Raw genomic sequence first — 25163 nt, forward strand, 5'->3', positions numbered from 1 at the left:
TGCTGCAGAGCACAGCCGGAGTCACTTACGCTGCCAACGGAACAAGAAAATCGCGGCTGATGCGATTGCCCAGCTCGAAGATGCGTTCCAGGAATTCGGTCAGGGTGTCGTGCAGACCAGCTTCCAGGATTTCCTCGATGCGGGCGAACTTCAGGTCGGCATGCAGCTTGCCGGCGAAGCGCTCGGTGTCGGCCGAGACATCGTTGCGCACATGGTGCAGGTTGGAGATCACATTACCCATGCAGGCCAGCAGCGAGCGCGGCATGTCGGCGCGCAGGATCAGCAGTTCGGCCACGCGCTCGGGGGTGATGACGTCGCGATAGACCTTGCGGTAGATCTCGAAGCCGGACACCGAACGCAGGATCGCGGCCCAGTAGTAGAAGTCCAGTTGCCCGGCTTCATCGCGTGCGGCCTGGCTCTGTGATTGGGATTGCGATTGCGATTGGCCGTTCTGTTTCTGCGACTGCGCTTCCTTGGCGCCGTGGAACTTGACGTCGATGATGCGCGCCGTGTTGTCGGCACGTTCCAGGAAGGTCCCCAGGCGGATGAAGTGGAAGGCCTCATCCTCCAGCATGGTGCCGATGGTCACGCCCCGTGACAGGTGCGAGCGATGCTTGACCCACTCGAAGAAATCGCTGGGGTTCTGCTCCAGCGCATTGGTCTGCAGGTAGGACTGCATCTTGATCCAGGTGGCGTTCTGGATTTCCCAGGCTTCCGTGGTCAGCGCGCCGCGCACGGCCCGCGCGTTCTCGCGGGCCTGGCGCAGGCAGGAGGCGATCGACGACGGGTTGTTGGGGTCGCGCACCATGAAGTCGATGACGTCCTTCTGCGTGAGCTTGTCGTATTTCTGGTTGTAGCCGTAGAGCAGTTCCGAGATACCCAGCACGGCGCGCCAGCCCTGCTCGGCGTCGTCGGTCGATTGCGGCAGCAGCGCGGTCTGTACATGCACATCGAGCATGCGGGCGGTGTTCTCGGCGCGCTCGGTGTAGCGGGCCATCCAGAAGAGGTGATCGGCGGTGCGGCTCAACATCGTTATTTCTCCAGAATCCAGGTGTCCTTGGTGCCGCCGCCCTGCGACGAGTTCACCACCAGCGAGCCTTCCTTCAAGGCCACGCGCGTCAAGCCGCCCTTGACCATCGTGATCTGCTTGCCCGACAGCACGAACGGGCGCAGGTCCAGGTGGCGCGGCGCGATGCCGGACTCCACATAGGTCGGACAGACCGACAGCGCGAGCGTGGGCTGGGCGATATAGCCGTCGGGTTTGGCGATGATGCGGGCACGGAAGTCCTCGATCTCCTGCCTGGTCGAGGCCGGGCCGACCAGCATGCCGTAGCCGCCGGCGCCGTGGACTTCCTTGACCACCAGCTTTTCCAGGTTGGCCAGCGTGTAGGAGAGGTCCTCCTTCTTGCGGCACTGGTAGGTCGGCACGTTGTTGAGGATGGGTTCTTCGGAAAGGTAGAAACGCACCATGTCCGGCACGTAGGGATAGATCGACTTGTCGTCGGCCACGCCGGTGCCGATGGCATTGGTCAGCGTGACCTTGCCGGCGCGATATGCCTGCAGCAGTCCCGGTACGCCCAGCGCCGAATCGGGGCGGAAGGCCAGCGGATCGAGGAAGTCGTCGTCGATGCGGCGATAGATCACGTCGACCCGCTTGGGGCCGCGCGTGGTGCGCATGTAGACCACGTTGTCCTTGACGAACAGGTCCTGCCCCTCGACCAGTTCCACGCCCATCTGCTGGGCCAGGAAGGCATGCTCGAAGTAGGCCGAGTTGTACATGCCCGGGGTCATTACCACCACCGTCGGATCGGTCACGCCGGCAGGGGCCACCGAGCGCAGATTGTCCAGCAGCAGGTCGGGATAGTGATCGACCGGCGCGATCTTGTGGCGCTTGAAGAGATCGGGGAAGAGCCGCATCATCATCTTGCGGTTTTCCAGCATGTAGGACACGCCGGAAGGCACGCGCAGATTGTCTTCCAGCACGTAGAACTCGCCCTCGCCGGCGCGCACGATGTCGACCCCGGCGATGTGTGCGTAGATGTCGTTGACCACGTTCACATCCTGCATCTCGCGCCGGTACTGGGCGTTCTGGAAGATCTGCTCGGGCGGGATGATGCCGGCCTTGACAATCTTCTGCTCGTGGTAGATGTCGTGGATGAACATGTTGAGCGCCTTGACGCGCTGGACCAGCCCGGCTTCCAGCTTGGCCCATTCGGCCTTGTGGATGATGCGCGGGATGATGTCGAAGGGGATCAGGCGTTCGGTGCCGGCATCGTTTCCATAGACGGCGAAGGTAATACCGACGCGGCGGAAGATCAGGTCGGATTCGGCACGTTTGCGGGCGATGATTTCCGGCGATTGCGCGGAAAGCCAGCTGGCGAATTCTGCATAGTGCTGACGCACTTCACGATCTTCGCTGCCGGAGCCTCCTGAATACATCTCATCAAAAAAATGTGCCATAGGTTTGCTTCGCGTTCCCGTGGGGAGCGGGAATCTTTCTAAGTAGGTTGTAACGAAAACAGAGGCGGTAGGTACGGCAAAACACCAGCGGGATTGCAGCGTGAAGCAATGACCCTAGGGGACTGCAGCGGCACGCCAGAGGGGGCGTGCACGAAGAAAGACTAACAGAGCCCTGAAATTTTTGACAGTGGAAAATTGCACGCTTTTGCTCCTCTCATGCGCGGGCCTGCAGCCATGTCCTGCAGACCCGCATTGGCTTCAGTTGTTCCATGGAGTGGGTGCGGGTACCTCGCAGGGCGCCGGCATGTCGATGGTCTTGAAGTCGGCCGGACTGACGATTTCCAGGTACTCCATGTCCGGTGAATAGTCGAACAGGAAGTGCACGATGCCCGGTCGCTGGTGCACGCAGTCGCCGGCCTTGACCAGCGTGACCTCGGTGTCGTACATGAAGCGCGCCCAGCCCTTGAGCATGATGACGATGTGGAAGTTGGCCTCGTGCCGATGCCATCCGGTGCCGGTCTCGGGTGCCATGTTGGCCTTGACCAGCTGCGCTACCACCTGGCCGCCGGTGGCTGCGGCGATACCCAGGTCGCGGTAGAGGAAGAAGTCGCGCAGTCCGCCCGTTTCATAGGGCGTGTCGCCCTCGCTCACATGCGAGAAGGTGTTTTGCGCCAGTACGCTTGCATCAGCTACGGTATTCATCACATCCATCCTTTCTGCGGTCTCCCGCAATGGGCCTGCGACAAAAAACGGGCGCGATCCTCTTCAATGCGGCGCCCTAGAATTCCACGTCGAGCTCGTCGATATCCTCCGGCTCCTTCTTGGCGGCGGTGATCCATTCCTGCATCTCCGGCATGGCCATGATGCGCTTGGCATAGGCGGTGCAGACGGGATCGAGTTTGACGTCATAGGTCATGAAGCGCGTGACCACCGGGGCATACATGGCATCGGCCATGGTGCGTTGTTCGCCGAACAGGAAAGGCCCGCCGTACTTGGCCAGGCATTCCTTCCAGATGGTGGTGATGCGCACGATGTCGGCTTCCGCGCGCGACCACACCTTGAAGTTGGGGAAGTGTCCCTTCAGATTCATCGGCAGCGCTGCGCGCAGGGCCGAGAAGCCGGAATGCATTTCGCCGCAGACCGAGCGGCAATGGGCGCGGGCGGCCAGGTCGGAGGGCAGCAGCTTGGCGCCGGGGCGGATTTCGTTGAGATATTCGGCAATGGCCAGCGTATCCCATACCAGTACATCGCCATGGTGGAGGCTGGGTACCAGGATGGAGGAAGACAGGAGCAGGATCTCTGCCCGTGCCGACGGGTCGTCCGGCGGCACGATGTCTTCCTCGAAGGAGAGCCCTGCGAACCTGGCCATGAGCCAGCCGCGCAGGGACCACGAGGAGTAGTTCTTGCTGGTGATGCGCAAAGTCGTCTTAGGCATGTCAGTCCTTTTTCTGTTTTGTGCAGGTTGACTTTGGGCACGCTGCCGCGTGAGCGGCGGTGTCATCTTCATCATCTTGGTCAGCCCTTCCTGTCTGCGCGTCAGGAAAGGCACAGGCCGGTCACCGGCATGCGAGGGGATTGCTTGCAAAGCTTGTGCCAGCTCGCGGGAAATGCCCGCCTGCCCGACCGCGGGGTTTCCGTGCGGCCATCAATGCCGGTGCAGGGCCTGGAAAAGCGGTGGGCGGCGGCGTTTGCGGCCCACCGATGGCACGGCAATGGCACGACAATTGCATCCCGTGGTCAGCGAGCGGCAGTCAAGGAAACCAAGAAGAGACACTCCCGAGGGCGGCGTTTTCATGATCAATACCTATCAGCTCTACCAGAACTACGCCGACGCCACCGATCCACTGCGGGCCTGTGCCCGCATGATGGCGCCCATGCTGGACATGACCTGGCCCGGCGTGCCGGCCCAGCCCTACCTGCGCAAGATGGCGTCGGCCTGCGAGGTCTTTGCGCGCACGCAGCTGACCCATGCCCGCCCACCCTTCGCCATCGGCGAGGTGGTCGATGGTGGGCGCACAATTGCGGTGCACGAGGAAGAAGTCGCCGATACGCCCTTCTGTGGACTGCTGCATTTCCGCAAGGAAACTTTAGCCCATCAGCCCAAGGTGCTGGTGGTGGCGCCCATGTCGGGCCACTTCGCCACGCTGCTGCGCGGTACCGTCAAGACCTTGCTGCGCGACCACGACGTCTACATCACCGACTGGCGCAATGCACGCGACATCGCCCTGGAGCATGGTCCTTTCGGCCTGGATGAATACGTTTCCCATGTGATCCAGTTCCTCACCGTGCTGGGGCCGGGCGCCCACCTGCTGGCGGTGTGCCAGCCCACGGTGGCGGCGTTGACTGCGGCAGCGGTCATGGCCGAGGAAAACCATCCGGCCCAGCCGCGCACCATGACCCTGATGGCGGGGCCGCTGGATACCCGGGTCAATCCGACCGCCGTCAATGCGCTGGCCAAGAGCAAGCCCATCGCCTGGTTCGAGAAGAACATGATCAGTACCGTGCCGGCACGCCATGCGGGTGCGGGGCGGCGCGTCTATCCGGGCTTCGTGCAGCTGGGGGCGTTCATGAACATGAACCTGAACCGCCACGTCGACGCCTTCCGCAAGCTCTACCATCATCTGGTCGAGGGCGAGGAGGCGCAGGCGGCGCAGATCAAGGATTTCTACGAAGAGTACTTCGCCATGTCCGACCTGCCGGCCGAGTTCTACCTGGAAACGGTGCGCACGGTCTTCCAGGAACATGCGCTGCCGCTGGGCAAGCTGACCTATCGCGAGCGTGTGGTGGAGCCACGTGCCATTCGCCGCACCGCGCTGTTCACCATCGAAGGCGAGAAGGACGACATCTGCGCCGTCGGCCAGACCGTGGCCGCACAGGAAATGTGCAGCAACATCCGGCCCTATATGCGCATGCACCATGTTCAGACGGCGGTCGGGCATTACGGCGTCTTCAATGGCCGGCGCTGGGAAAACGAAATCTATCCGCGTCTGCGGGATTTCATTAATATGCATCACAGGTGAGCCTTCGGCGCCTGTCCCGTCCTGCCGAAGGACCTGGTTTTCCGGATCAGAAATCCAGGTTGTCGCAGGCCGGGCACTTACAGTCTCACTTACACTCACAGCGAGGTCGCCCTCAGGATGTCTTCAGAAAAGTAATCAGGCGGTAAGAAAAACAAGGTATGCATGACGGGGCTCTGCGCCTGTCACTGCATGTCGCCAACAACCAAGCCCTGTGCTTGAACCATTGCTTGTCGTAAAGGAATTCCATGTCGATCCACGTGGCCCTGAACCATGTCACCTCTTACAAGTACGACCGTGCCATCAACCTGGGACCGCAAGTCGTCCGCTTGCGTCCCGCTCCGCATAGTCGTACACGCATCCTGAGCTATTCGCTGCGGGTCTTGCCCGAGCCGCATTTCATCAACTGGCAGCAGGACCCGGAATCAAACTACCTGGCACGCCTGGTGTTCCCGGAGAAGACCACCGAATTCAAGATCGAAGTCGATCTGGTGGCCGAGATGTCGGTCATCAATCCCTTCGATTTCTTCCTTGAGCCGTATGCCGAGCAATTCCCCTTCGAGTACGCCAAGGACCTGCTGAATGAACTGATGCCGTACCGGCAGAAGCTGCCGCTGTCGCCGCTGTTCAAGAAATTCCTGGACAGCGTTCCGCGCGAGAAGGTGGGCAGTGCCAACTTCCTGGTGGCGCTGAACCAGAAGCTGGCCTCGCACATCGGCTACACCATCCGCATGGAACCGGGCGTGCAGACACCGGAAGAAACGCTGGAACTGCAGTCCGGCTCCTGCCGCGATTCGTCCTGGTTGCTGGTGCAGTTGCTGCGCCACCTGGGGCTGGCGGCGCGTTTCGTCTCCGGCTACCTGATCCAGCTGACGGCCGACCAGAAGTCGCTCGATGGTCCTTCCGGCCCCGAGGCCGATTTCACCGACCTGCACGCCTGGTGCGAGGTCTACCTGCCGGGTGCCGGCTGGGTGGGGCTGGACCCGACCTCGGGCCTGTTTGCGGGCGAAGGGCACATCCCCTTGTCCTGCACGCCCGAGCCGGCATCGGCTGCACCGGTGAGTGGCCTGGTCGATCCCTGCGAAGTGGAGTTCGAACACCTGATGTCGGTCAAGCGCATCTGGGAAGCGCCGCGTGTGACCAAGCCCTATACCGAGGAGCAGTGGGCCGCGATCGAACAGCTGGGGCATGCCATCGACGTCGACCTCCAGACCAATGACGTGCGCCTGACCATGGGCGGCGAGCCGACCTTCGTTTCGCTGGATCATCCGGACGAGCCGGAATGGAATACCGCCGCCATGGGTCCGACCAAGAAGCCGCTGGCGGCCGAGCTGTACCACCGCATGCGCGACAAGTATGCGGCGCAGGGCCTGCCGCACTTCGGCCAGGGCAAGTGGTACCCCGGTGAGCAACTGCCGCGCTGGGCGCTCAATTGCTATTGGCGTCGCGATGGCGAGCCGATCTGGATGAACCCCGCCCTGATCGGTGACGAGACCAAGCCCAACGTGACCGACAAGATCGTGACCAGCCACTTCCTGCACCGCGTGGCGCAGCGACTGAAGGTGGATGGCAAGAACGTCTTCCCCGCTTACGAAGACGTGTTCTACTACATGTGGCGCGAGCGCCGCCTGCCGGGCAATGTCGACCCCTTCGACTCGCGGGTGGATGACAAGCAGGAACGCGAGCGCCTGATGCGCGTCTTCACGCAGGGTCTGCAAAGCGCCGTGGGGCATGTGCTGCCGCTGGCGCGACGCGATGATGGACGCGGCTGGCAGAGCGGGGCGTGGTTCCTGCGCAGCGAGCGCTGCTATCTGTATCCGGGCGATTCGCCGCTGGGTTATCGCATGCCGCTGGATTCGCTGCCGTGGGTCAAGGAAGGGGAATACCCGGCGGTGTATCCGGCCGATCCCGCCCAGAGCTTCCGACCCTTGCCCAGCAATACTGAGATCCGTCGTCAGTTGGGTAGCCCCCAGGAGCCAGGTGGACGCGTTGACAGGGCAAGCAGCATGGGAGCGGCCATCGGCGGGGGCGCCGAGGCCAAGACCGGCACCGCCGGCACTGCCGGTACCATCGCTACTGAGGCGACTGCCCCCCAGCCGGCGCCGGCCAGCTTCGAGTCGGCCAACTGGGTCACCCGCACCGCACTTTGCGCCGAAGTGCGCAATGGCGTGTTCTACCTCTTCATGCCGCCACTGTCGCAACTGGAACATTATCTTGAACTGGTGGCCGCCATCGAGGCCGTGGCCGAGGAACTGAAGCAGCCGGTGCTGCTGGAAGGCTACGAGCCGCCCAATGATCCGCGCCTGCGCAAGTTCAGCGTCACCCCCGACCCGGGCGTGATCGAGGTCAACATCCAGCCGGCCAACAACTGGAGCGAACTGGTCGAGCAGACCACGCACCTGTACGACGCTGCTCGCGCCTCGCGCCTGACCACCGAGAAATTCATGCTGGATGGCCATCACTCCGGTACCGGAGGCGGCAACCACATGGTGCTGGGCGGCATCACCACCAGCGATTCGCCCTTCCTGCGCCGGCCGGACCTGTTGCGCAGCCTGATTTCCTACTGGCACAACCATCCCTCGCTGTCCTACCTGTTCTCGGGCATGTTCATCGGCCCGACCTCGCAGGCGCCGCGCATCGACGAAGCGCGCAACGACTCGACGGTGGAAATCGAACTGGCTTTTGCCGAGATGGACAAGCAGGTCGCCAAGGGAGAATGCCCACCCTGGCTGGTGGACCGGCTGTTGCGCAATCTCTTGATCGACGTGACCGGCAATACGCACCGCGCCGAGTTCTGCATCGACAAGATGTATTCCCCCGACAGTGCCACCGGCCGCCTGGGCCTGCTGGAATTGCGCGCCTTCGAGATGCCGCCGCATGCGCGCATGAGCCTGACCCAGCAACTGCTGCTGCGCGGCCTGGTGGCGCGTTTCTGGAAGGACCCGTACAAGCCGGCACGCCTGGTGCGCTGGGGGACCGAGCTGCATGACCGCTTCCTGCTGCCGCATTTCATCGAGCAGGACTTTGCCGATGTGATGGCCGACATGAACGAGGCCGGCTATCCCATGCGCGCCGAGTGGTTCGCGCCGCACATGGAATTCCGTTGCCCCAAGATCGGCGACTATGCCGTCAAGGGCATGCAGATCGAATTGCGCACGGCGTTGGAGCCCTGGCACGTGCTGGGCGAAGAGAACAGCGGCGGCGGTACTGCGCGCTATGTCGATTCCTCGCTGGAGCGCCTGCAGGTCAAGGTCAGCGGCATGGCCTCGGATCGCTACGTGCTGACCTGCAATGGTGTCTCGGTGCCGTTGCAGCCCACCGGCACGGTCGGACAGTTCGTCTCGGGCATCCGTTACCGCGCCTGGCAGCCGCCGTCGGCGCTGCACCCGACCATCCCGGTGGATTCACCGCTGACCTTCGATCTGGTCGATACCTGGAACGGCCGCAGCCTGGGCGGTTGCCAGTACCACGTGGTGCATCCGGGCGGACGCAACTACGAGACCTTCCCGGTCAATGCCTTCGAGGCGGAAAGTCGCCGCCTGGCGCGCTACTTCCGCATGAACCATACCCCGGGAAAATTGCGAGTCACCCCGGCGCGGCCGTCTATCGAGTTTCCTTTTACGTTAGACTTACGCTACTTCTAAAACTGAGCCGGGCGCGGCGTCTTGCCGCCTCTGGCGCTGCGCGATGCAGGCCGCCGCGCAGCGCAGCCTGGCCGCCAATGACCTATGCACCAGCGTCTACTGGAGAGCTATTCGGTAGCCAGCGATCGCTTCGACGAGATGCTGGCGGCCGACGGCCGCCTGCGCCCACACTGGCGAACGCTGATCGACCAGCTTGAAAACCTCTCGCCGGAGATGTTGCGCCGGCGTGCCAACGAGGTGCGTGACGCCATCGCCTCCGATGGCGTGACCTACAACGTCTATGTCGATCCCAAGGGCGCCAATCGCCCATGGGAGCTGGATCTGCTGCCACACCTGGTGTCCTCGGAGGAATGGGATTTCCTGGAGCGTGCGGTGGCGCAGCGGGCGCGGCTGATGAACGGCCTGCTGTCCGACATCTACGGGCCGCAGTCGTTGATCGCCGAGGGTCTGTTGCCGCCGGCGCTGGTATTCGGCCAGCACGGCTACCTGATGCCCTGCCATGGCTGGCAGCCGCCGGGCGGCGTGCATCTGCATGCCTATGCGATCGACCTGGCGCGCTCGGCCGATGGCACCTGGTGGGTGGTCTCGGACCGTACCCAGGGACCGTCAGGCACCGGATATGCGCTGCAGAACCGCCAGATCATGGCGCGTGCCATGCCGGAGGCGCTGCGCGACATGCATGTGGAGTCGCCGCATCGCTACTTCCATACGCTGCGCGCGATGCTGACGCGCCTGGCGCCGTCCGAGGGCGAGGTGCCGCTGATCGTGCTGCTCACCCCCGGCCCTTACAACGAAACCTATTCCGAGCATGCCTTCCTGGCGCATACGCTGGGCTTTCCGCTGGTGGAAGGGGTGGACCTGACGGTGCGTGGCGAGCAGGTGTTCCTGAAGACCTTGAATGGCCTGCGCCGCGTGCACGCCATCCTGCGCCGCATGGACGACGACTATTGCGATCCGCTGGAGCTGCGCGCCGATTCGGCGTTGGGGGTACCGGGGCTGACGCAGGCGGCGCGCCTGGGCAATGTGGTGATCGCCAATTCGCTGGGCAGTGGCGTGCTGGAGTCGACCGCGCTGCATGGCTTCCTGCCGGCGATCAACGAGCGGCTGTTTGGCGAGCCGCTGATGCTGCCTTCGGTGGCGTCGTGGTGGTGCGGTGAAAAACCTGCGCTGGATTACACACTGGCGCATCTCGATGATCTGGTGATCGTGCCGGCGTTTTCCTCGATGCGCATGCAGCCGGTGTTCGGCCATGCCCTTACCGGCACGGCGCGCCGACGCCTGATCGAAAGCCTGCAGCTGCAGCCGCACGCCTATGCGGCGCAGGAATGGGTGCGCCTGTCGCAGGCGCCGGTGATGTCGCGCAGCGGTGACTACCGCCTGATGAACCGCACCATCAGCCTGCGTGTGTTCGTGGTGGCCGATGGCGAAGGCGGTTACCAGGTGATGCCGGGTGGCCTGACCCGGGTGGCGCCGCGCCAGCGACGGGATGTGGTGTCGATGCAGCAGGGGGGCACCAGCAAGGATGTGTGGGTGTTGCGCGAGGCGGAGCAGTGGGCGCCGAGTGCCGTGGAGGTCGCCCAGGGTGTCAACAACGTCACCGTCATCAAGGGCACGGTCGATGTGTCGTCGCACTCTGGTGAGAACCTGTTCTGGATGGGGCGCTATTCGGAGCGCGTGAAGAATCTCGCGCGCCTGTTGCGGACCACGCTGGAATACACCCTCGATGGCCAGAGCGAAAGCCGGGGCATGCTGGGCAGCGTTTCATGGATATGCAGCCAGCTCGGCGTGCAGATGCCCAAGTCGGAACCACGACCGACCATCACCGGCCTGCAGCAGAGCCTGCAGGCGGCGGTGATCGATCCGTCGGTGCCGGTCAGCGTGGCCACGCAATTGCGACAGCTGGCCAATGCCGCCTATCAGGTGCGGGAACATCTTTCGCTGGACAACTGGCATGCGCTGACCAAGATGCCGGCCATGGTGCAGGAACGCATCCATACCCCGGCTGCGGCCCAGCATGTGCTGGGCAATGTGATCGATGCCTGTTCCGGGCTGGCCGGGCATGCGCTGGACGACATGACGCGCGACGCCGGCTGGCAGTTCCTGATGGTGGGCCGTCACATCGAGCGCATGGCCAACATGGCCGCGCTGTTCGACAACTTCCTGCGGTTGCCGCCGCAGCGCCAGACGGCGGCGCTGTCGTGGCTGCTGGAGGCGGCCAGCAGTATCGTGACCTATCGGGTGCGCTATCGCCGCACGCCGGAATGGCTGCCGGTGTTGCACCTGCTGGTATTCGATGTCAGCAATCCGCATGGCATGGCCTACCAGTTCCGCATGCTGCAGCAATACATCAGCGATATCGCCCAGCAGCTTGGCCTGCTCAGCATGAGCATCCCGACCCACCTGTCCAGCCAGCTGGAGGCGATGAACCTGAACGAATTCGCCCACGATCATCCCAACATGGAGCAAGCCAATGCACGCCTGGTGCAACTGATGCGCGATGCGGTCAGCGGCGGCTACATGCTCTCCGATGACCTGTCGCGTCATTACTTCACGCCGCTGACCGCACCGGTCAGCCAGGGGGTCTGAGATGAGTGCGGCCAGCCAGCGCGTGGTCTATCGCATCCACCACCAGACCCATTACGGCTATGCGCTACCGGTACGCCTGTCGCATCAGGTGCTGCACCTGACACCACGCGAACTGCCCTGGCAGCAGTGCCTGTCGCATACCGTCAACGTGCTGCCGGCACCCCAGCTGGTGCGCAGCTATGCGGACAATTTCGGCAATATCATCAAGGCCTTTTCCCTCGATACCGACCACACCAGCCTGGATGTGCAGGCCGATTCCTGGGTCGCGCTGACGCCCCGTGGCCAGCCGCAGGAGAGCATGGCCTGGGACGAGGCGGCGATGTCGATGGCCTATCACGGCGGGCGGATGATGGCGCCGGGGATGCTGGACGCATCCAATTTCCTGTTCGAATCCTCGCACGTGCGCATCAAGCGTGAATTCATCCGGTATGCGGCCGAGTGCTTCGTGCCGGGTGTGTCGGTGGTGGAGGGGGTACGTGCGCTGATGATGCGCATCCACGAAGAGTTCGCGTTCGATCCGACGGCTACCACTGTGTCCACTCCGGTGACTGAGGTCTTCGTCAACCGGCGCGGGGTCTGCCAGGACTTTGCGCACCTGATGCTGTCCTGTCTGCGCTCCATCGGTCTGGCGGCGCGCTATGTCAGCGGCTATCTGCTGACCGAGCCGCCACCGGGGCAGCCACGCCTGATCGGCGCCGATGCTTCTCATGCCTGGGTGTCGGTGTATTGCCCCGACCCCGCAGGGGGCGAGGGCAGCTGGGTCGATGCCGATCCGACCAATGGCGTCTTCCCCGATACCAGCCATATCACGCTGGGCTGGGGCCGTGATTTCCTGGATATCTCGCCGCTGCGTGGTGTCCTCATCGGCGGCGGCCAGCAGACCATGCAAGTGGCGGTCACCGTGATGCCTGGCGAAGAGGCGCGAGGGCTGCAGCTGTCGATCTGAGGTGATGCTCCGTGCTCAGGGCGTGCGGATATGGTCGATCAGCGCGATGGTGGCCTCATCCGGTGGCGGCGTGACCAGGCTGACGATGACCATGGCCGCCATGCCCACCGGCACGCCGAAGATGCCCGCCGAGATCGGCGCGATGTGGAACCACTGTCCGGCTGCACTGCCGCCGAATGACGGGTTGGTGTGCAGCATGTAGTACACGCACATCAGGAAGCCGCACACGATGCCGGCAATCGCACCGGCCTGGTTGGCGCGTTTCCAGAACACCCCCAGTACCAGCGCCGGGAACAGCGTCGAGGCGGCCAGCGAAAACGCCGCGCCTACCATCGACAGGATATCGCCCGGCTTGAGCGAGGCCGCGTAGGCTGCCAGCAGCGCCACCACCAGTAACAGCAGCTTGGAAATGGTCACCCGCTTCTGGGTCGACGCACTGGGGTCGACCACCTTGTAATAGACATCGTGCGAGAGCGCATTGGAGATGGTCAGCAACAGGCCGTCGGCGGTCGACAGCGCCGCCGCCAGGCCACCTGCAGCCACCAGGCCGGAGACGAAATAGGGCAGGCCGGCGATCTCGGGCATGGCCAGCACGATGATGTCGCCATCCATGGAGATCTCGCCCAGTTGCACCAGCCCGTCGCGGTTCAAGTCATTGATGGAGAGCAGTGGATTGAGCTTGTCCATGTTGCCCCAGTAATAGACCCAGTCCGGCAGGTGGCTGTAGCTGCTGCCCACCAGCGAGGTATAGATGTCGTACTTCACCAGCACGGTCAGGGCCGGCACGGTGAGGTAGATCAGCATGATGAAGAACAGGGTCCAGAAGACCGAACTGCGTGCACCGGCCACGGTGGGCGTGGTGTAGTAGCGCATGAGGATGTGCGGCAGTGCCGCCGTGCCGAGCATCAGGCAGAATACCAGTGCCAGGAAATTGTTGCGCTTGATGTCGGAGCTCTGCTTGTCGCGCCCGGGGAAGGGTTCGGTCTGCGAGACCGGTGGCTGTGCCCGGGCCAGGTTGGCGGCGCGGGCTTCGGTCCATTTGCGTTCGGCTTCCTCGGGGGATTTGGGGTAGGCCGACAGGGCGCGGCTGGCGGCCTTGATGTCGGCCAGGGACGCATGCACATCGCGACGGATCTGGTCAGCCTGGTTCTGCGCTTCCACCCGGCCATCGAGCCAGGATTGCGGCAGATTGCGCAGACGCCGTTCGTAATCGTCTGCGCGGGCCTGGAAGATCTGGCGGACTTCCTTTTCCTTGGGGTCGTCTTCCAGCTTGTGTTCCATGGCGCTGAGCTTGGGCAGCACCGTGCCGTAGGCCACCGGCGGCACCGGCACCGTGGCGTGCTTGGCGGAGAGCCAGATCACCGGGATCAGGTAGGCGAACAGGATGATGATGTATTGCGCCACCTGGGTCCAGGTGATGGCACGCATGCCGCCCAGGAAGGAGCACACCAGGATGCTGGCCAGCCCGAGGAAGATGCCGATGGAAAAATCGATGCCGGTGAAGCGCGACGTGATCAGGCCCACGCCATAGATCTGCGCCACCACATAGGTAAAGGAGATGAGGATGGTGGCCGCCACCGCGAGGATGCGGATGAGGTTGACGCCATGGCTGCCGGCGCGGCCGGGATAGCGTGCGGCGAGGAAGTCGGCGATGGTGTATTGGCCGAACTTGCGCAGGTAGGGCGCAATCAGCAGCGCCACCAGGCAATAGCCTCCGGTCCAGCCGAGGATGTAGGCCAGGCCGTCGAAGCCCTGCAGGTAGAGGCCACCGGCCAGGCTGATGAAGGTGGCGGCCGAGATCCAGTCGGCGGCGGTGGCCATGCCATTGAAGAGGGGCGGCACGCGCCGTCCGGCCACATAGTATTCGGGCACGTCGGAGGTGCGGCAGACCACGCCGATGCCGGCATACAGACCGATGGTGACGAACAGGAACAGGTAGCCGATCCAGGAACGTGGCATGCCTTCGCGTTCCAGGATGGCCAGCACGCACAGGAAGGCGATGAAGCCCAGTGTGTAGAAACCATAGTAGCGGCACAGGCGCCGGAAGAAGTCCTTGTTACTCTCCATGCCAGGGCTCGCCTTGTTCACGTCTGACCAGTTGTTCGATGCGCCGCATGCGCCGTACGTAGATGACGACGATGGCCAGGTAGATCAGCATCATGCCCTGCGCCGCCATGTAGAAGGAGATCGGCCAGCCGAACAGGTGTACCTGGTCCAGTTCGCGGGCGAAGTAGATGAAGAAGAACGTGGCCAGGAACCACAGCGCCAGCAGCCATCCGGTCATGCGGCGCGTGCGGTGCCATTGGTTGCCGGGGTCGAGGGGAGGGGAGCCGTGGTCCATGTCAGGTGATGTCGTCGAGGAAAGGCGTATTGGGCATCATGCGAAAGCTCACGCGGAACAGGCTGCCCGGTTGTTTGGGATCGGTGCTGCGCGGGTTGTGGGTGATCTCGACGGCGGCGTCATGCTGCTGGGCGATCTCGCGCACGATGGCCAGGCCCAGGCCGCTGCCGGTGCTGGGTGTGCCGAGGATGCGATAGAAGCGCTCGAACACGTTGGCGCGCTCGGCGGCGGGGATGCCGGGGCCGTTGTCTTCCACTTCCAGGATGGCCAGGCCGCCCCCTTCGTCGGTGCGGGCGCGCACAGTGACGCGGCCGCTGCCGTCATGCGGCGTGTAATGCAGGGCATTGTCCAGCAGGTTGGACAAGAGCTCGCGCAGCATGATGGCGTTGCCGGTGATCATGATGGGGTGGTTGGGCTGCTCGAAGCCCAGGTCGATGCGCTGGGTGAAGGACATCGGCACCCACTCCTGCACCACGCTGCGGGCCAGCTCGTTCAGTTCCAGCGCGGCCATGCCGCCGGACTGCGATTGCTGGTTCTCGGCGCGGGCCAGCGACAGCAGCTGGTTGACCAGGCGGGTGGCGGTCTCCGAACTCTTGGCCAGTTGTTCCAGCGAGCGGCGCACATCCACCTGGTCATCCTGGCGCAGGGCCAGTTCGGATTGCATGCGCATGCCCGCCAGCGGGGTCTTCATCTGGTGGGCGGCGTCGGCGATGAAGCGTTTCTGGATGGCGATGGTCTGCGACAGGCGCGCCAGCATGTCGTTGAGCGACCGGACCAGGGGCGAGATTTCCTCGGGTACCTGGCCGGAGTCGATGGGTGAGAGGTCATCCGGCCGGCGCGCGCGGATGCGCTGCTGCAATTCGGACAGGGGCGACAAGCCACGCGAGAGTGCGAACCACACCAGGGCCAGTGCCACCGGCAGGATCACGAACTGCGGCAGGATCACGCCCTTGATGATTTCGTTGGCCAGCTGGGCGCGCTTTTCCAGGGTCTCGCCGACCTGGACCGTGGCCAGTCGCGGCTCGCGCTGAGCGGCGCGCTGGGCCGGACTACGACGCAGGTCCACCTGCAGCATGGCGATGCGCACATCGCTGCCGTGCAGGATGTCGTTGCGGAACTGCACGGTGCCGATAGTGCTGCGATCTTCTTCGGCCGGCGGCTGCGGCATGTCGACGTCGCCTTCCACATATTCGCCGTTGGGGCCGGTGACCTTGTAGTAGATGTTGTCGATGTCGTCGGCGCGCAGCAGGTCGCGGGCCGAGACCGGCAGGCGCGCGACGACCTTGCCGTTGACCTCGGAGACCTGCTGGGCGAGTACGGTGACACTGTCTTCCAGGGCGCGGTCGAAGGGCTGGTTGGCGATCGATTGGGCGATCAGGTAAGTGATGGCGATGCTCATCGGCCACAGCAGCAGCAGCGGGGCCAGCATCCAGTCGAGGATTTCACCGAACAGCGAGCGCTGGATGCGCTCCACCGGTTGCGTGGCCAGGGCGGCGCGCCGCTTCTTGCGGGGTGTCTGGCCGGGCTGGGCTTCGGGGTGCGACTGCGTCTGCGGCTCGGGCGTGGCGGACGCTGCGGAAGAGGGATCACGCGCTGTCATGACGGATCAGCGCAGGCGCGCGTGCGATGTGTGAGGGGGAGGGCGCCGGCTCAGGCCACGCTGTTGGATGCCACCAGTGGTGCGGTGCCGGCTTCGGGGAGTTTTTCCAGGCAATAGCCCAGCCCGCGCACGGTAGCGATACGCACGCCGCCGACCTCGATTTTCTTGCGCAGACGATGGACATAGACCTCAATGGCATTGTTGCTGACTTCCTCTCCCCATTCGCACAGGTGGTCCACCAGTTGTTCCTTGGAGACCAGGCGACCCGTGCGTTGCAATAATACTTCCAGAAGTCCCAGTTCCCGCGCCGATAATTCCAGCATCTGCTCACCGATATAGGCAATGCGACCGACCTGGTCGAAGGACAGCGGGCCGTGCTTGATCACGGTGGGGCCGCCACCGGCGCCGCGCCGGGTCAGGGCACGCACCCGGGCTTCCAGCTCCGACAGGGCAAAGGGCTTGGCCATATAGTCGTCGGCGCCCAGGTCCAGGCCTTGCACACGTTGCTCGACGGAATCGGCGGCCGTCAGGATCAGCACCGGCAGGCGCGAATTGCGCGCGCGCAGGCGGCGCAACACCTCCAGGCCCGACATCTTGGGCAGGCCCAGGTCCAGGATCAGCAGATCGAAGTCCTGGGTCGACAGGGCCGAATCGGCTTCCACGCCATTCTTGACACAATCGGCGGCATAGCCGGAATGGCGCAGGGACCGGGTCAGACCGTCGGCCAGTACGCTGTCGTCTTCAGCAAGGAGGATGCGCATAGGAATCGGTCAGCGAGTCGGACTCGGCTGATTTGTCTCGGATGGTTGAATTGTTATGGTAATTTTCCTTCATATTCCACTAATTCAATTGCCAATGCAAATCAGGGAAATCCTGATAAACCGGGCAGCTTGATGCACCGATCGCATGAAATGTAACAATTCCGGGATAGCGCATTGAACTACGACGCTTTGGCCTTATAGTATCGAGGCCGGCAACATTTACTTGCTGCCAGCGCAATTTTTGTTGATATAATTTCTCGCATCATTTGCTGGAAAATCTGATGAAACGTTTGTGGGTCCTTCTGCTGATCTGTCTGTTACCGGTGCAAGTCTTTGCAGCGGTGCTGACGTACGCCAGCTCGATGGCCGCAACCGATTTCTCCGTCCCGGTGCCGGCGCACGCCACCGTGGCCGTGCAGCATCTTGCTGCCAAGACCGTTTCCCTGGCTGACCATGCCGCTACCGACGACCAGTCGCACGCCGTGGTGGCCGACGCCGCCGTCAATGACGATGACGGTGCCGGTTATGCCGACAGCGGTGAAGATTTTTCCACGCACGCGGGCATCGGCGACGAACCCGTGCTGATCCAGTCCCTGGCCGTCGTGCCGCAAACTTCCCGTCTGGCGCCCGCTCTGCGTAGCGATGCCGCCATGCAACCTCCCTTCCTGCCCCGCGCAGGACGTCCTCCCCGGGCCTGATCCCGTCGCCTAGCGCGACTGTCCTGCCGCGCCCGCTGAATTGCCCTTGAACCCCTGAGGCCACGCGTGCTGCGACTGCAGTGACATGCGCGTTCGCGACCTGCGCCCGCCTGCCTGCGCCGGCGCTGAACCAGCCAGGGTACCTCACCAGTTTTACGAATTACGGCCGATGTGACCGCATCACATCATCAGAATCCTCTAGGAGAAAGCATGAAAAAAGCATTTGTCGCGCTGATAGTGGCGGTGATGACGCTGTCTGTTGGCATTTCGACCGTCGAAGCCAAGCGTCTTGGCGGTGGCGGCTCGATCGGCAAACAGTCCTCCGGCGCCAGCCGTCAGGCGCAGAGTCCTGCCCCGATGCAACAGAACCAGGCCGCTGCCGCCAAGCCGGCCGCGCCTGCCGCCGCACCGGCCGCTGCCGCAGCCAAGCCGAGCATGTGGAAGGGCCTGCTGGGTGGCGCGCTGCTGGGCCTGGGCCTGGGCGCACTGCTGTCGCACCTCGGCCTGGGTGGCGCCCTGGCCAGCATGATCAGCACCATCCTGACCGTGGCCCTGATCGCCCTGGCGATCATGTTCGTGATCCGTCTGTTCCGTCGCAAGCAGGAAGCTTCGCAGCCGACGCCGGCCTGGGCTGGCGCCGCGCCGCAAGCCTCTGACAATGCCTCGGCCACGCCCCAGATCGGCTCCATGTTGAAGACCGGCGAAGCACCTGCAGCGGCACCGCAAGGTGGTTTCGGTGGCGGCTTCGGCAATGCCGAGGCGGTGCCGGCCTACGGTGTCCCGGCGGGCTTCGACACGGTGGGCTTCGTGCGCAATGCCAAGACCTATTTCATCCGCCTGCAAGCGGCATGGGACAAGGCCGACATCAACGACATCCGTGAATTCACCACGCCCGAAATGTTCGCCGAGCTGCGTCTGCAGATCCAGGAACGTGGCGCTGCTTCCAACCAGACCGATGTGGTCTCGCTGGATGCTGAAGTGCTGGGCGTGGAGACCGTGGGCAATGATTACCTGGCCAGCGTCAAGTTCTTCGGTTTCATCAAGGAAGATCCGACTGCTTCGCCGGCCCAGTTCGCGGAAATCTGGAACCTGTCCAGGCCGGCTGCCGGCCAGGGTGGCTGGGTGCTGGCAGGTATCCAGCAACTGGACCCGGTGTCGGCGTGATCGCAGCACGACAGTCCATGAAGTTCATGTAGCAAGTATCAGTTTGAAGTATCAGTTTGGCGCGGAAGGCGGCGGTTAGTGGATGAGCGTCGCCAGTCCGTTTTACCGCCGGCTTTTGCCGGCGGTTTTTTTATCTGCATTCCACGCCCGTCATTGCTCCCGCACGCCGTTTGCCCCTCACCTGGGCAAAAAAAACACCGCATCAGCGGTGGTACGGTCAATTCTCCCGTTTGTCTTGTCTCTGCCTTTCCCGATGCTTGGCGCGCCCTTCGGTCAGCGGAAACAACAGCGCCACGACCACCAGGACGACCAGCAGCACGAGGGTGATCCGGTCCAGACCGTCCATGTTCAGGCCTGCCCCGGTGCCCAGATTGCGACATCGCCGGTATTGACCTTTTTTGGCAGCAAGCCGGCGGCAAAGAAGGTATCGGCAATACGTTGCTGTTCTCCAAGGGCCTCCAGCTTGACCGCCCGTACCTCATAGCTGCGCCGGCTGTTGGCCAGCGCAATGGTGTCGGCATCCAGCCCCCATAGCGGCGCCAGGAAGGCGGCTGTTTCCCGCGGTTGCTGCTTGGCTTGCGTACCGGCCTTCTTCAATTCGTCGAACACCACCTGCAGCACTTCCGGATGTGCCTGGGCAAAACTGGCCGACGCCAGGTAGTAGCGTTGATAGTCGGCGACCCCGCGGCCATCGGCCAGTATGCGCACCTGCGACTGCCGCTGCACACCCGCCAGGAAAGGATCCCAGGTCACCCATGCGTCCACGCTGCCACGTTCGAATGCAGCGCGCCCATCGGCTGGCGACAGATAGGCGGCATCGACATCGCTGAATTTCAGGCCCGCCTTTTCCAGGCTGGCGATCAGCAGATAGTGCACGCCGGCGGCCTTGGTCACCGCAATCTTCTTGCCCTTGAGTTCGCTCACCTGGCGCAGCGGCGAATCGGCGCGCACCACGATGGCCTGGGCCGATGGCGAGGGTGATTCCTGCGCCACATAGGCCAGCTTGGCCCCGGCCGCCTGGGCGAATACCGGTACGGTATCGGCGACGTCGGCACTGAGGTCGACACCGCCGACATTGAGTGCCTCCAGCAGCGGCAGGCCACTGGTGAACTCGTGCCAGCTGATCTTCGCGCCCGAGGGGCCGAGCAGCTTTTCCAGCGTGCCATTGGCCTTGATGATCGTCAGCAGTGTGGACGACTTCTGGTAACCGATGCGAATGGCCTTGCTGGTGCTCTGCGCCAGCACGCTGGCCGGGGCAAGGGTGCTCAGGCTGAGCGCGGCACCGGCCTGCAGCAGACGGCGGCGGTTCGGATCGATGGAATGCTTGGACATGGGATGTACTCGGAAAGTTGAAGTCAGGACGTTTGCTGGCCGGACGAGCGACGTGCATCGCGCCAGCCCAGGCTCTTGTATTCGATCCGGCGCAGCAGGCTGTCACTGAGCTTGCCCAGCAGCGCCAGGATCAGGATGGCCGCCAGCACCAGATCGGGGCGACTATTCTCCCGTCCGTCCGAGAGCAGATAGCCGACACCACGTGTGGCCGCGATCAGCTCTGCAGCCACCAGGAACATCCAGGCCAGACTGAGACCGCTGCGCAATCCGGCAAACAGATAAGGCAGGGTGGCCGGCAGCAGGATGTGGCCGATCAGTTGACCGGTCTTCAGGCCGGAGCCGGTGCCGACCTCGATGAGATGGTGGTCGATGTCTCTGATGCCGGCGACCAGATTCAGATAGACCGGGAAAAAGGCACCGATCGCAATGAGAACGACCTTGGGCGTCTCGTCGATGCCCAGCCATAGCAGCAGCAAGGGAATCCACGCCAGGCTAGGAATGGCGCGCAAGGCCTGGAAAGTCGGTTCCAGCAGGGCCTCGGCACGCCGGCTGATGCCCACCAGCAGGCCTGCTGCCACGGCCAGGCTGCTGCCGATGACAAAGCCCGCGGCTACGCGTGCCAAGCTGGCACTGATGTGCGGCACCAACTCGCCACGCACCGCCAGCGACCACAGGGTTTGCGCCAGTTCGCTGGGCGGCGGCAGCAGACGCGCCGGAATCCAGCCCAGTCTCGCTCCCGTCTCCAGCAGCAAGAGAAAGGCCAGCGGGACGATCCAGCCGGTGAAGCGGCCAGGACGATAGCTGCTGTCGTAAGGCCAGCTGTTGCGGCCGGTCCGCACCGGTGTGGAGCGTGAGGGCGACGTCACCCTGCCGGGGATGGCGGCCGGTGCGGCGCGACGCAGCGAGCTTGGGTCACTCACGGCCTCAAGCCTTCACCACGCCTTGCGCATAAGAAGGATCGATCAGCGCATTGATGGTACGCGGCAGGTCGGTGCCGGCCTTGACCAGATCTTCGTCCAGCAGGATTGGGGCGGCTGCGCGCAGCGCTTCGATGTGTTCGCGCCCGATCTGCGGGTGCGAGAAATCATTGCGCTTCAGTTGCAGGCGAGCCACCTGGGCCGACAGCTTCGACTCTTCCGACAGCAACGCCACCGTTTCGTCGGGGTGCGCGATGATCCATGTCCTTGCCCGTTCGTAGGCGGCAATCACCCGTTTGACCTGGTCCGGATAGCGCGCCGCGAAGCTGTCGCTGACATTGAGGAAACCGTAGGTGTTGAAATTGACGTTGCGATAGATCAGGCGCGAGCCGGCTTCCAGTTCGCTGGCCGCGAGGTGCGGATCCAGGCCGGCCCAGGCCGCCACGCGTCCCTGTTCCAGTGCGGTGCGGCCATCGGCATGTTGCAGGTGGACGATCTCGACGTCGTTCTTTCTGAGGCCGTGCTCGTGCAGGGCACGCAGCAGGAACAGATAGGGGTCGCTGCCCTTGGTGGCGGCAATCTTCTTGCCCTTCAACTCGGTGAGCGACTTGACCGACGATTCCTTGCCGACCGCCAGCGCGGTCCATTCCGGGCGCGAATAGACGTAGATCGCCTTGACCGGATTGCCGTTGGCGCGCGCCAGCAAGGCCGCAAGTCCCGCGGTGCTGCCGAAGTCGATGCTATCGCTGTTCAGATATTCGAGCGCGCGATTGCTCCCCTGGCTCAATACCCACTTGACCTCCGTACCCTGTGCCTTGAGGTCTTCCTCGAGCCAGCCGAACTTGCGCAGCACCAGACTGGGGGGCGAGTAATAGGCGTAGTCAAGACGAATGATCTTGGGGGGCGGGGCTGCATGGGCCAGCAGGGGAGCGGCACCCAGCCAGCTGGCGCCGAGCGCGGCAGGCGCCAGGCTGAGGAAATGTCTGCGTTGCATGGATTCGTTCTCGCGGTGTTGGAAAGTCCGACGTCGCGTACCCGTGCAACATCTGACGCATCGCGCAGGCAGGACAAGGCCACACTCTAAGGACGAAGCCGCAGTGACAGAACGACTATTTTCACACTTGGATATGCGCTTTGCGTATGTGACGCTGGCGCCATGGGTCGATCAGTCGATCGCGCCCTTGCCGACCCGTTTCAGGGCAGGCACAGCTCGAACAGCGCGCCGCCGTCCGGATGATTGGACAGACGCGCCTCCCCGTGACGCGTTTCCTTGTTGTGGGCGGTGGCAATGGCATTGCACAGGTCCATGCCCAGGCCGGTCGAGGGCTTCTTTTCCTGGGTGCCGATGCCGGGGCCGTCGTCGCGTACCGTGAAGATCACCCCGCCTTCCGGACGCTTGCGACAGCCGAGCACGATGCGGGTGCGGGCAAAACGCCCGGCATTCTGCAGGGCTGCTTCCAGCGCCAGGGCCACCAGGTGTTCGTCGAAGAAGCCGATGACCGGCATATCGCTCTCGTCCACGGTCAGTGCGATCTCGCTGCTGCGGCTGACCGCCTGCTCGCGCGCCAGGGCTTCCAGGAAATCCAGTGGCGAGACCGCCTCGACCTGCGCGCGCAGGCCTTGCGAATCGGCCTTGTACAGCGTCAGGAAGGCGATCAGCTTTTCCTGCAAGGCCAGGCAGGTGACATGGGCTTGCTGGGCGCGTGGCACGTCGTCGGACAGGCGGCGCAATTCCCCCTCCAGCACGCCCAGGGAGTTTTTGATGTCGTGAATGATGATCGCGGCAAGCTTGGGGTCCATGGTCAGCTCTTCGGGGCTACTTTGCTCAGGGTATCGCGCAGGAACTTGTGCATCTTCGCGACTCTATCGTTGCCCGGGATAAGGCGATCCAGCGTGGCCAGGTAACGGCGCACGCGCTTGACGTATTCTTCGTTCCAGCCACGCTGGCTCATCCACAGCAGATGCAGCTGCGCCGAGGCCAGCAGCACGCCGGTGTTCTCGGGCATGCTGGCCAGCGCCTCTTCCAGCTTGGCCAGCGATTCGTCCGGCTTGGCGCTGCGCATGAGGGCGTTGGCTTCGGCGATGATGCTCATGCAATGCTTGACGGCACCGTCGATCAGCTCTTCGGCCAGACCGGCCCGGCCAGTATCGGCAAGCACCTTGCGTGCCAGCATCTGCAGGGTTGTGTTTTCGTGATCGGACTTGATGGCCTCGGCGATCAGCTTGGCGCCTTCCTCGTCCTTGCCCATCGAGAAGGCGGCCTTGGCCAGCGCCAGCGTGGTGGTGTCCGAGGACTCCTTGGCGGCAGCCTGGCGTGCGGTCTCGAACGCCTGCTGGGCCGAGATCGAGTCGCCCAGCTGCACGTAGGCCTGCGCCTGGACAGCGGCCTGCGCCGAGACGAAGATGTTGGATTCCTCGTAGCGGCGCGGTGCGGCCTCCAGCAGGCGCAGCGCCGCGTCGGGGTCGCCACTGTCGACGTGCACCTGCGCCAGCGACAGCAGGTCGGTGGGCTGTGCCGTCAGCGAACCCTTGGTGTGCTTGAGTACCCTGTCATAGGCTTCGCGTGCCTGGTCCAGGTGGCCGCTGCGGTAGGCCACATCACCCACCAGGCGGCTGCGGCGCGCCGAAGGGATGATTTCGGACGACTTGGTGAGCGCCTCCAGTGCACCTTCCTGATTGCCCTGTGCCTCGTCGATCTGCGCCAGCAGGTCGTAGGCGGCGATGAACTGCTTGTTCTGCGCCAGCACTTCTTCCACGATGATGCGGGCGTCGTCCATCTGGCCAGCCACGATGTTGCAGCGGGCCAGGCCGATCTTGGCCCACACCAGGTCGTCGCGCATGGCCAGCGCCTGCTTGTAGACTTCGCGGGCTTCGTCGATGCGGCGCTGCTCGATGAGCAGCGTGCCCTTGGTCTTCATGATTTCCACGATCCACTTCGGCGCTGCCTTGAGGACGTTGTCGCATTCCAGGATGGCACCGGAGATATCCTTGCGCTTCATCTTCTCGGTCACCGGCAGCATGGCATGCTGCTTTTCCAGCAGGCGGTCCACCCGCTCGGCGATGCGGCTGGCCGTCAGCGGCTTGAGCATGTAGGCGTCCGGCTGGAACTCGGCGGCGCTGGCCACCAGGTTGTAGCCGCTCTCGGCGGTGACCATGATGAACATGCAGGTCGGCGAGAGCATGTTCTGGGTGCGGAAGAACTCCAGCAGCTGCTGGCCGTTGCTTTCCTTGTTCAGGTTGTAGTCGCAGATGATCAGGTCATACGTGCCGGACTGCACGAAACGGATAGCCTCATCCGGTGTGGCGGCCTGGTCCACCTTGGTCACCCCGAGCTGCCCGAGGTGCATGCGGATGTTCTGGCGCATCGTCGGCATGTCGTCGATGACCAGGCAGCGCAGGGCGCTGATATGGCTGAAGGGCACTAAACTCATGAGAACGGTCTGTCTAACGATCTATTGGTCTTGATTGCGACGGGCGACACCGGGCGCCCGGTGTTGCTGCAATGCAATAATTGGCGAGGTGACTTGTTTTACGCGTTCATTGACGCATAGCTGACGAATTATTCCTACCAACTCGCGAGTGTGCCGTTTTTTTTCCTTCCACGCATCATTCCTCTTTGAATTTGGACTTCCTGAAGGGTCGGCTCTCTTATAATTGTGGTTTTCGGCCGCCGTTTATCGTTGTCTGGTGGCGTTTG

The 25163-nt window shown here is 63.5% G+C and carries 20 protein-coding genes; 6 read left to right on the forward strand and 14 right to left on the reverse strand.

Annotated features, from left to right (window positions below; genetic code table 11):
- Positions 1–25: 25 nt before the first annotated feature.
- From HBH1_RS04070 to HBH1_RS04085, 4 genes are all read right to left on the reverse strand, one after another.
- Complete coding sequence (locus tag HBH1_RS04070) at positions 26–1030, reverse strand: alpha-E domain-containing protein (protein ID WP_102661683.1); 1005 nt, start codon at positions 1028–1030, stop codon at positions 26–28.
- Positions 1031–1032: 2 nt separating this feature from the next.
- Positions 1033–2460: a circularly permuted type 2 ATP-grasp protein gene (locus HBH1_RS04075; RefSeq protein ID WP_006461771.1), complete on the reverse strand. Its 1428-nt coding sequence runs from the start codon at positions 2458–2460 to the stop codon at positions 1033–1035.
- A gap of 258 nt (positions 2461–2718) precedes the next feature.
- Complete coding sequence (locus HBH1_RS04080; RefSeq protein WP_006461770.1) at positions 2719–3162, reverse strand: cupin domain-containing protein; 444 nt, start codon at positions 3160–3162, stop codon at positions 2719–2721.
- 76 nt (positions 3163–3238) lie between these two features.
- Entirely contained in the window at positions 3239–3895 is a 657-nt protein-coding gene (locus HBH1_RS04085) for a glutathione S-transferase family protein (protein ID WP_006461769.1), read from the reverse strand.
- 358 nt (positions 3896–4253) lie between these two features.
- Between HBH1_RS04085 and HBH1_RS04090 the strand changes: the two genes are divergently transcribed.
- The 4 genes from HBH1_RS04090 to HBH1_RS04105 all read left to right on the forward strand — a co-directional run bounded on the left by HBH1_RS04090 (position 4254) and on the right by HBH1_RS04105 (position 12653).
- Positions 4254–5480, forward strand: a complete 1227-nt coding sequence (locus tag HBH1_RS04090) for a polyhydroxyalkanoate depolymerase (protein WP_102661684.1) — start codon at positions 4254–4256, stop codon at positions 5478–5480.
- Positions 5481–5725: 245 nt separating this feature from the next.
- Complete coding sequence (locus HBH1_RS04095) at positions 5726–9121, forward strand: transglutaminase family protein (protein ID WP_102661685.1); 3396 nt, start codon at positions 5726–5728, stop codon at positions 9119–9121.
- 84 nt (positions 9122–9205) lie between these two features.
- Positions 9206–11707 (forward strand): circularly permuted type 2 ATP-grasp protein, encoded by a 2502-nt coding sequence (locus tag HBH1_RS04100; RefSeq protein ID WP_102661686.1) that lies wholly within the window; start codon positions 9206–9208, stop codon positions 11705–11707.
- A 1-nt stretch (position 11708) separates the two neighbouring features.
- Positions 11709–12653: a transglutaminase family protein gene (locus HBH1_RS04105; RefSeq protein WP_102661687.1), complete on the forward strand. Its 945-nt coding sequence runs from the start codon at positions 11709–11711 to the stop codon at positions 12651–12653.
- 15 nt (positions 12654–12668) lie between these two features.
- Here HBH1_RS04105 and HBH1_RS04110 read toward each other — a convergent pair whose 3' ends face one another.
- Genes HBH1_RS04110 through HBH1_RS04125 form a run of 4 tightly spaced genes read right to left on the reverse strand, consistent with a single transcriptional unit; the run spans position 12669 to position 17355 of the window.
- Positions 12669–14720, reverse strand: a complete 2052-nt coding sequence (locus HBH1_RS04110) for a sodium:solute symporter family protein (RefSeq protein WP_102661688.1) — start codon at positions 14718–14720, stop codon at positions 12669–12671.
- Positions 14710–14994, reverse strand: coding sequence for a DUF4212 domain-containing protein (locus tag HBH1_RS04115; protein WP_039874156.1), 285 nt, complete (start codon positions 14992–14994; stop codon positions 14710–14712). Before HBH1_RS04115 ends, HBH1_RS04110 begins: the two co-directional genes overlap by 11 nt.
- 1 nt (position 14995) lies before the next feature.
- On the reverse strand, positions 14996–16594 hold the full coding sequence (locus HBH1_RS04120; protein ID WP_102661689.1) for a sensor histidine kinase: 1599 nt from the start codon (positions 16592–16594) through the stop codon (positions 14996–14998).
- A 50-nt stretch (positions 16595–16644) separates the two neighbouring features.
- Positions 16645–17355, reverse strand: a complete 711-nt coding sequence (locus HBH1_RS04125; RefSeq protein ID WP_006461758.1) for a response regulator — start codon at positions 17353–17355, stop codon at positions 16645–16647.
- Positions 17356–17636: 281 nt separating this feature from the next.
- Here HBH1_RS04125 and HBH1_RS04130 point away from each other — a divergent pair, with 281 nt between their 5' ends.
- Entirely contained in the window at positions 17637–18053 is a 417-nt protein-coding gene (locus HBH1_RS04130) for a hypothetical protein (protein ID WP_102661690.1), read from the forward strand.
- A gap of 210 nt (positions 18054–18263) precedes the next feature.
- The gene (locus tag HBH1_RS04135) at positions 18264–19217 is read left to right on the forward strand and encodes a Tim44 domain-containing protein (protein ID WP_102661691.1); all 954 of its coding nucleotides are present in this window, start codon (positions 18264–18266) and stop codon (positions 19215–19217) included.
- A gap of 217 nt (positions 19218–19434) precedes the next feature.
- Here the strand turns inward: HBH1_RS04135 and HBH1_RS25550 are convergent, their stop codons facing one another.
- The 6 genes from HBH1_RS25550 to HBH1_RS04160 form a co-directional block, all read right to left on the reverse strand.
- Entirely contained in the window at positions 19435–19563 is a 129-nt protein-coding gene (locus HBH1_RS25550; RefSeq protein ID WP_255411868.1) for a hypothetical protein, read from the reverse strand.
- 2 nt (positions 19564–19565) lie between these two features.
- Positions 19566–20549, reverse strand: a complete 984-nt coding sequence (locus tag HBH1_RS04140; RefSeq protein ID WP_102661692.1) for an aliphatic sulfonate ABC transporter substrate-binding protein — start codon at positions 20547–20549, stop codon at positions 19566–19568.
- Positions 20550–20572: 23 nt separating this feature from the next.
- Positions 20573–21388, reverse strand: a complete 816-nt coding sequence (locus HBH1_RS04145) for an ABC transporter permease (protein ID WP_102661693.1) — start codon at positions 21386–21388, stop codon at positions 20573–20575.
- Positions 21389–21473: 85 nt separating this feature from the next.
- Positions 21474–22460, reverse strand: a complete 987-nt coding sequence (locus HBH1_RS04150) for an aliphatic sulfonate ABC transporter substrate-binding protein (RefSeq protein ID WP_102661694.1) — start codon at positions 22458–22460, stop codon at positions 21474–21476.
- A gap of 200 nt (positions 22461–22660) precedes the next feature.
- The gene (locus tag HBH1_RS04155; protein ID WP_102661695.1) at positions 22661–23266 is read right to left on the reverse strand and encodes a sensor histidine kinase; all 606 of its coding nucleotides are present in this window, start codon (positions 23264–23266) and stop codon (positions 22661–22663) included.
- 2 nt (positions 23267–23268) lie between these two features.
- Entirely contained in the window at positions 23269–24897 is a 1629-nt protein-coding gene (locus HBH1_RS04160; protein WP_102661696.1) for a tetratricopeptide repeat-containing response regulator, read from the reverse strand.
- Between the last annotated feature and the right edge of the window lie 266 nt (positions 24898–25163).

Origin of the sequence: Herbaspirillum sp. BH-1, assembly GCF_002870055.1 — a bacterium.
GTDB classification, from domain to species: domain Bacteria; phylum Pseudomonadota; class Gammaproteobacteria; order Burkholderiales; family Burkholderiaceae_D; genus Herbaspirillum; species Herbaspirillum frisingense.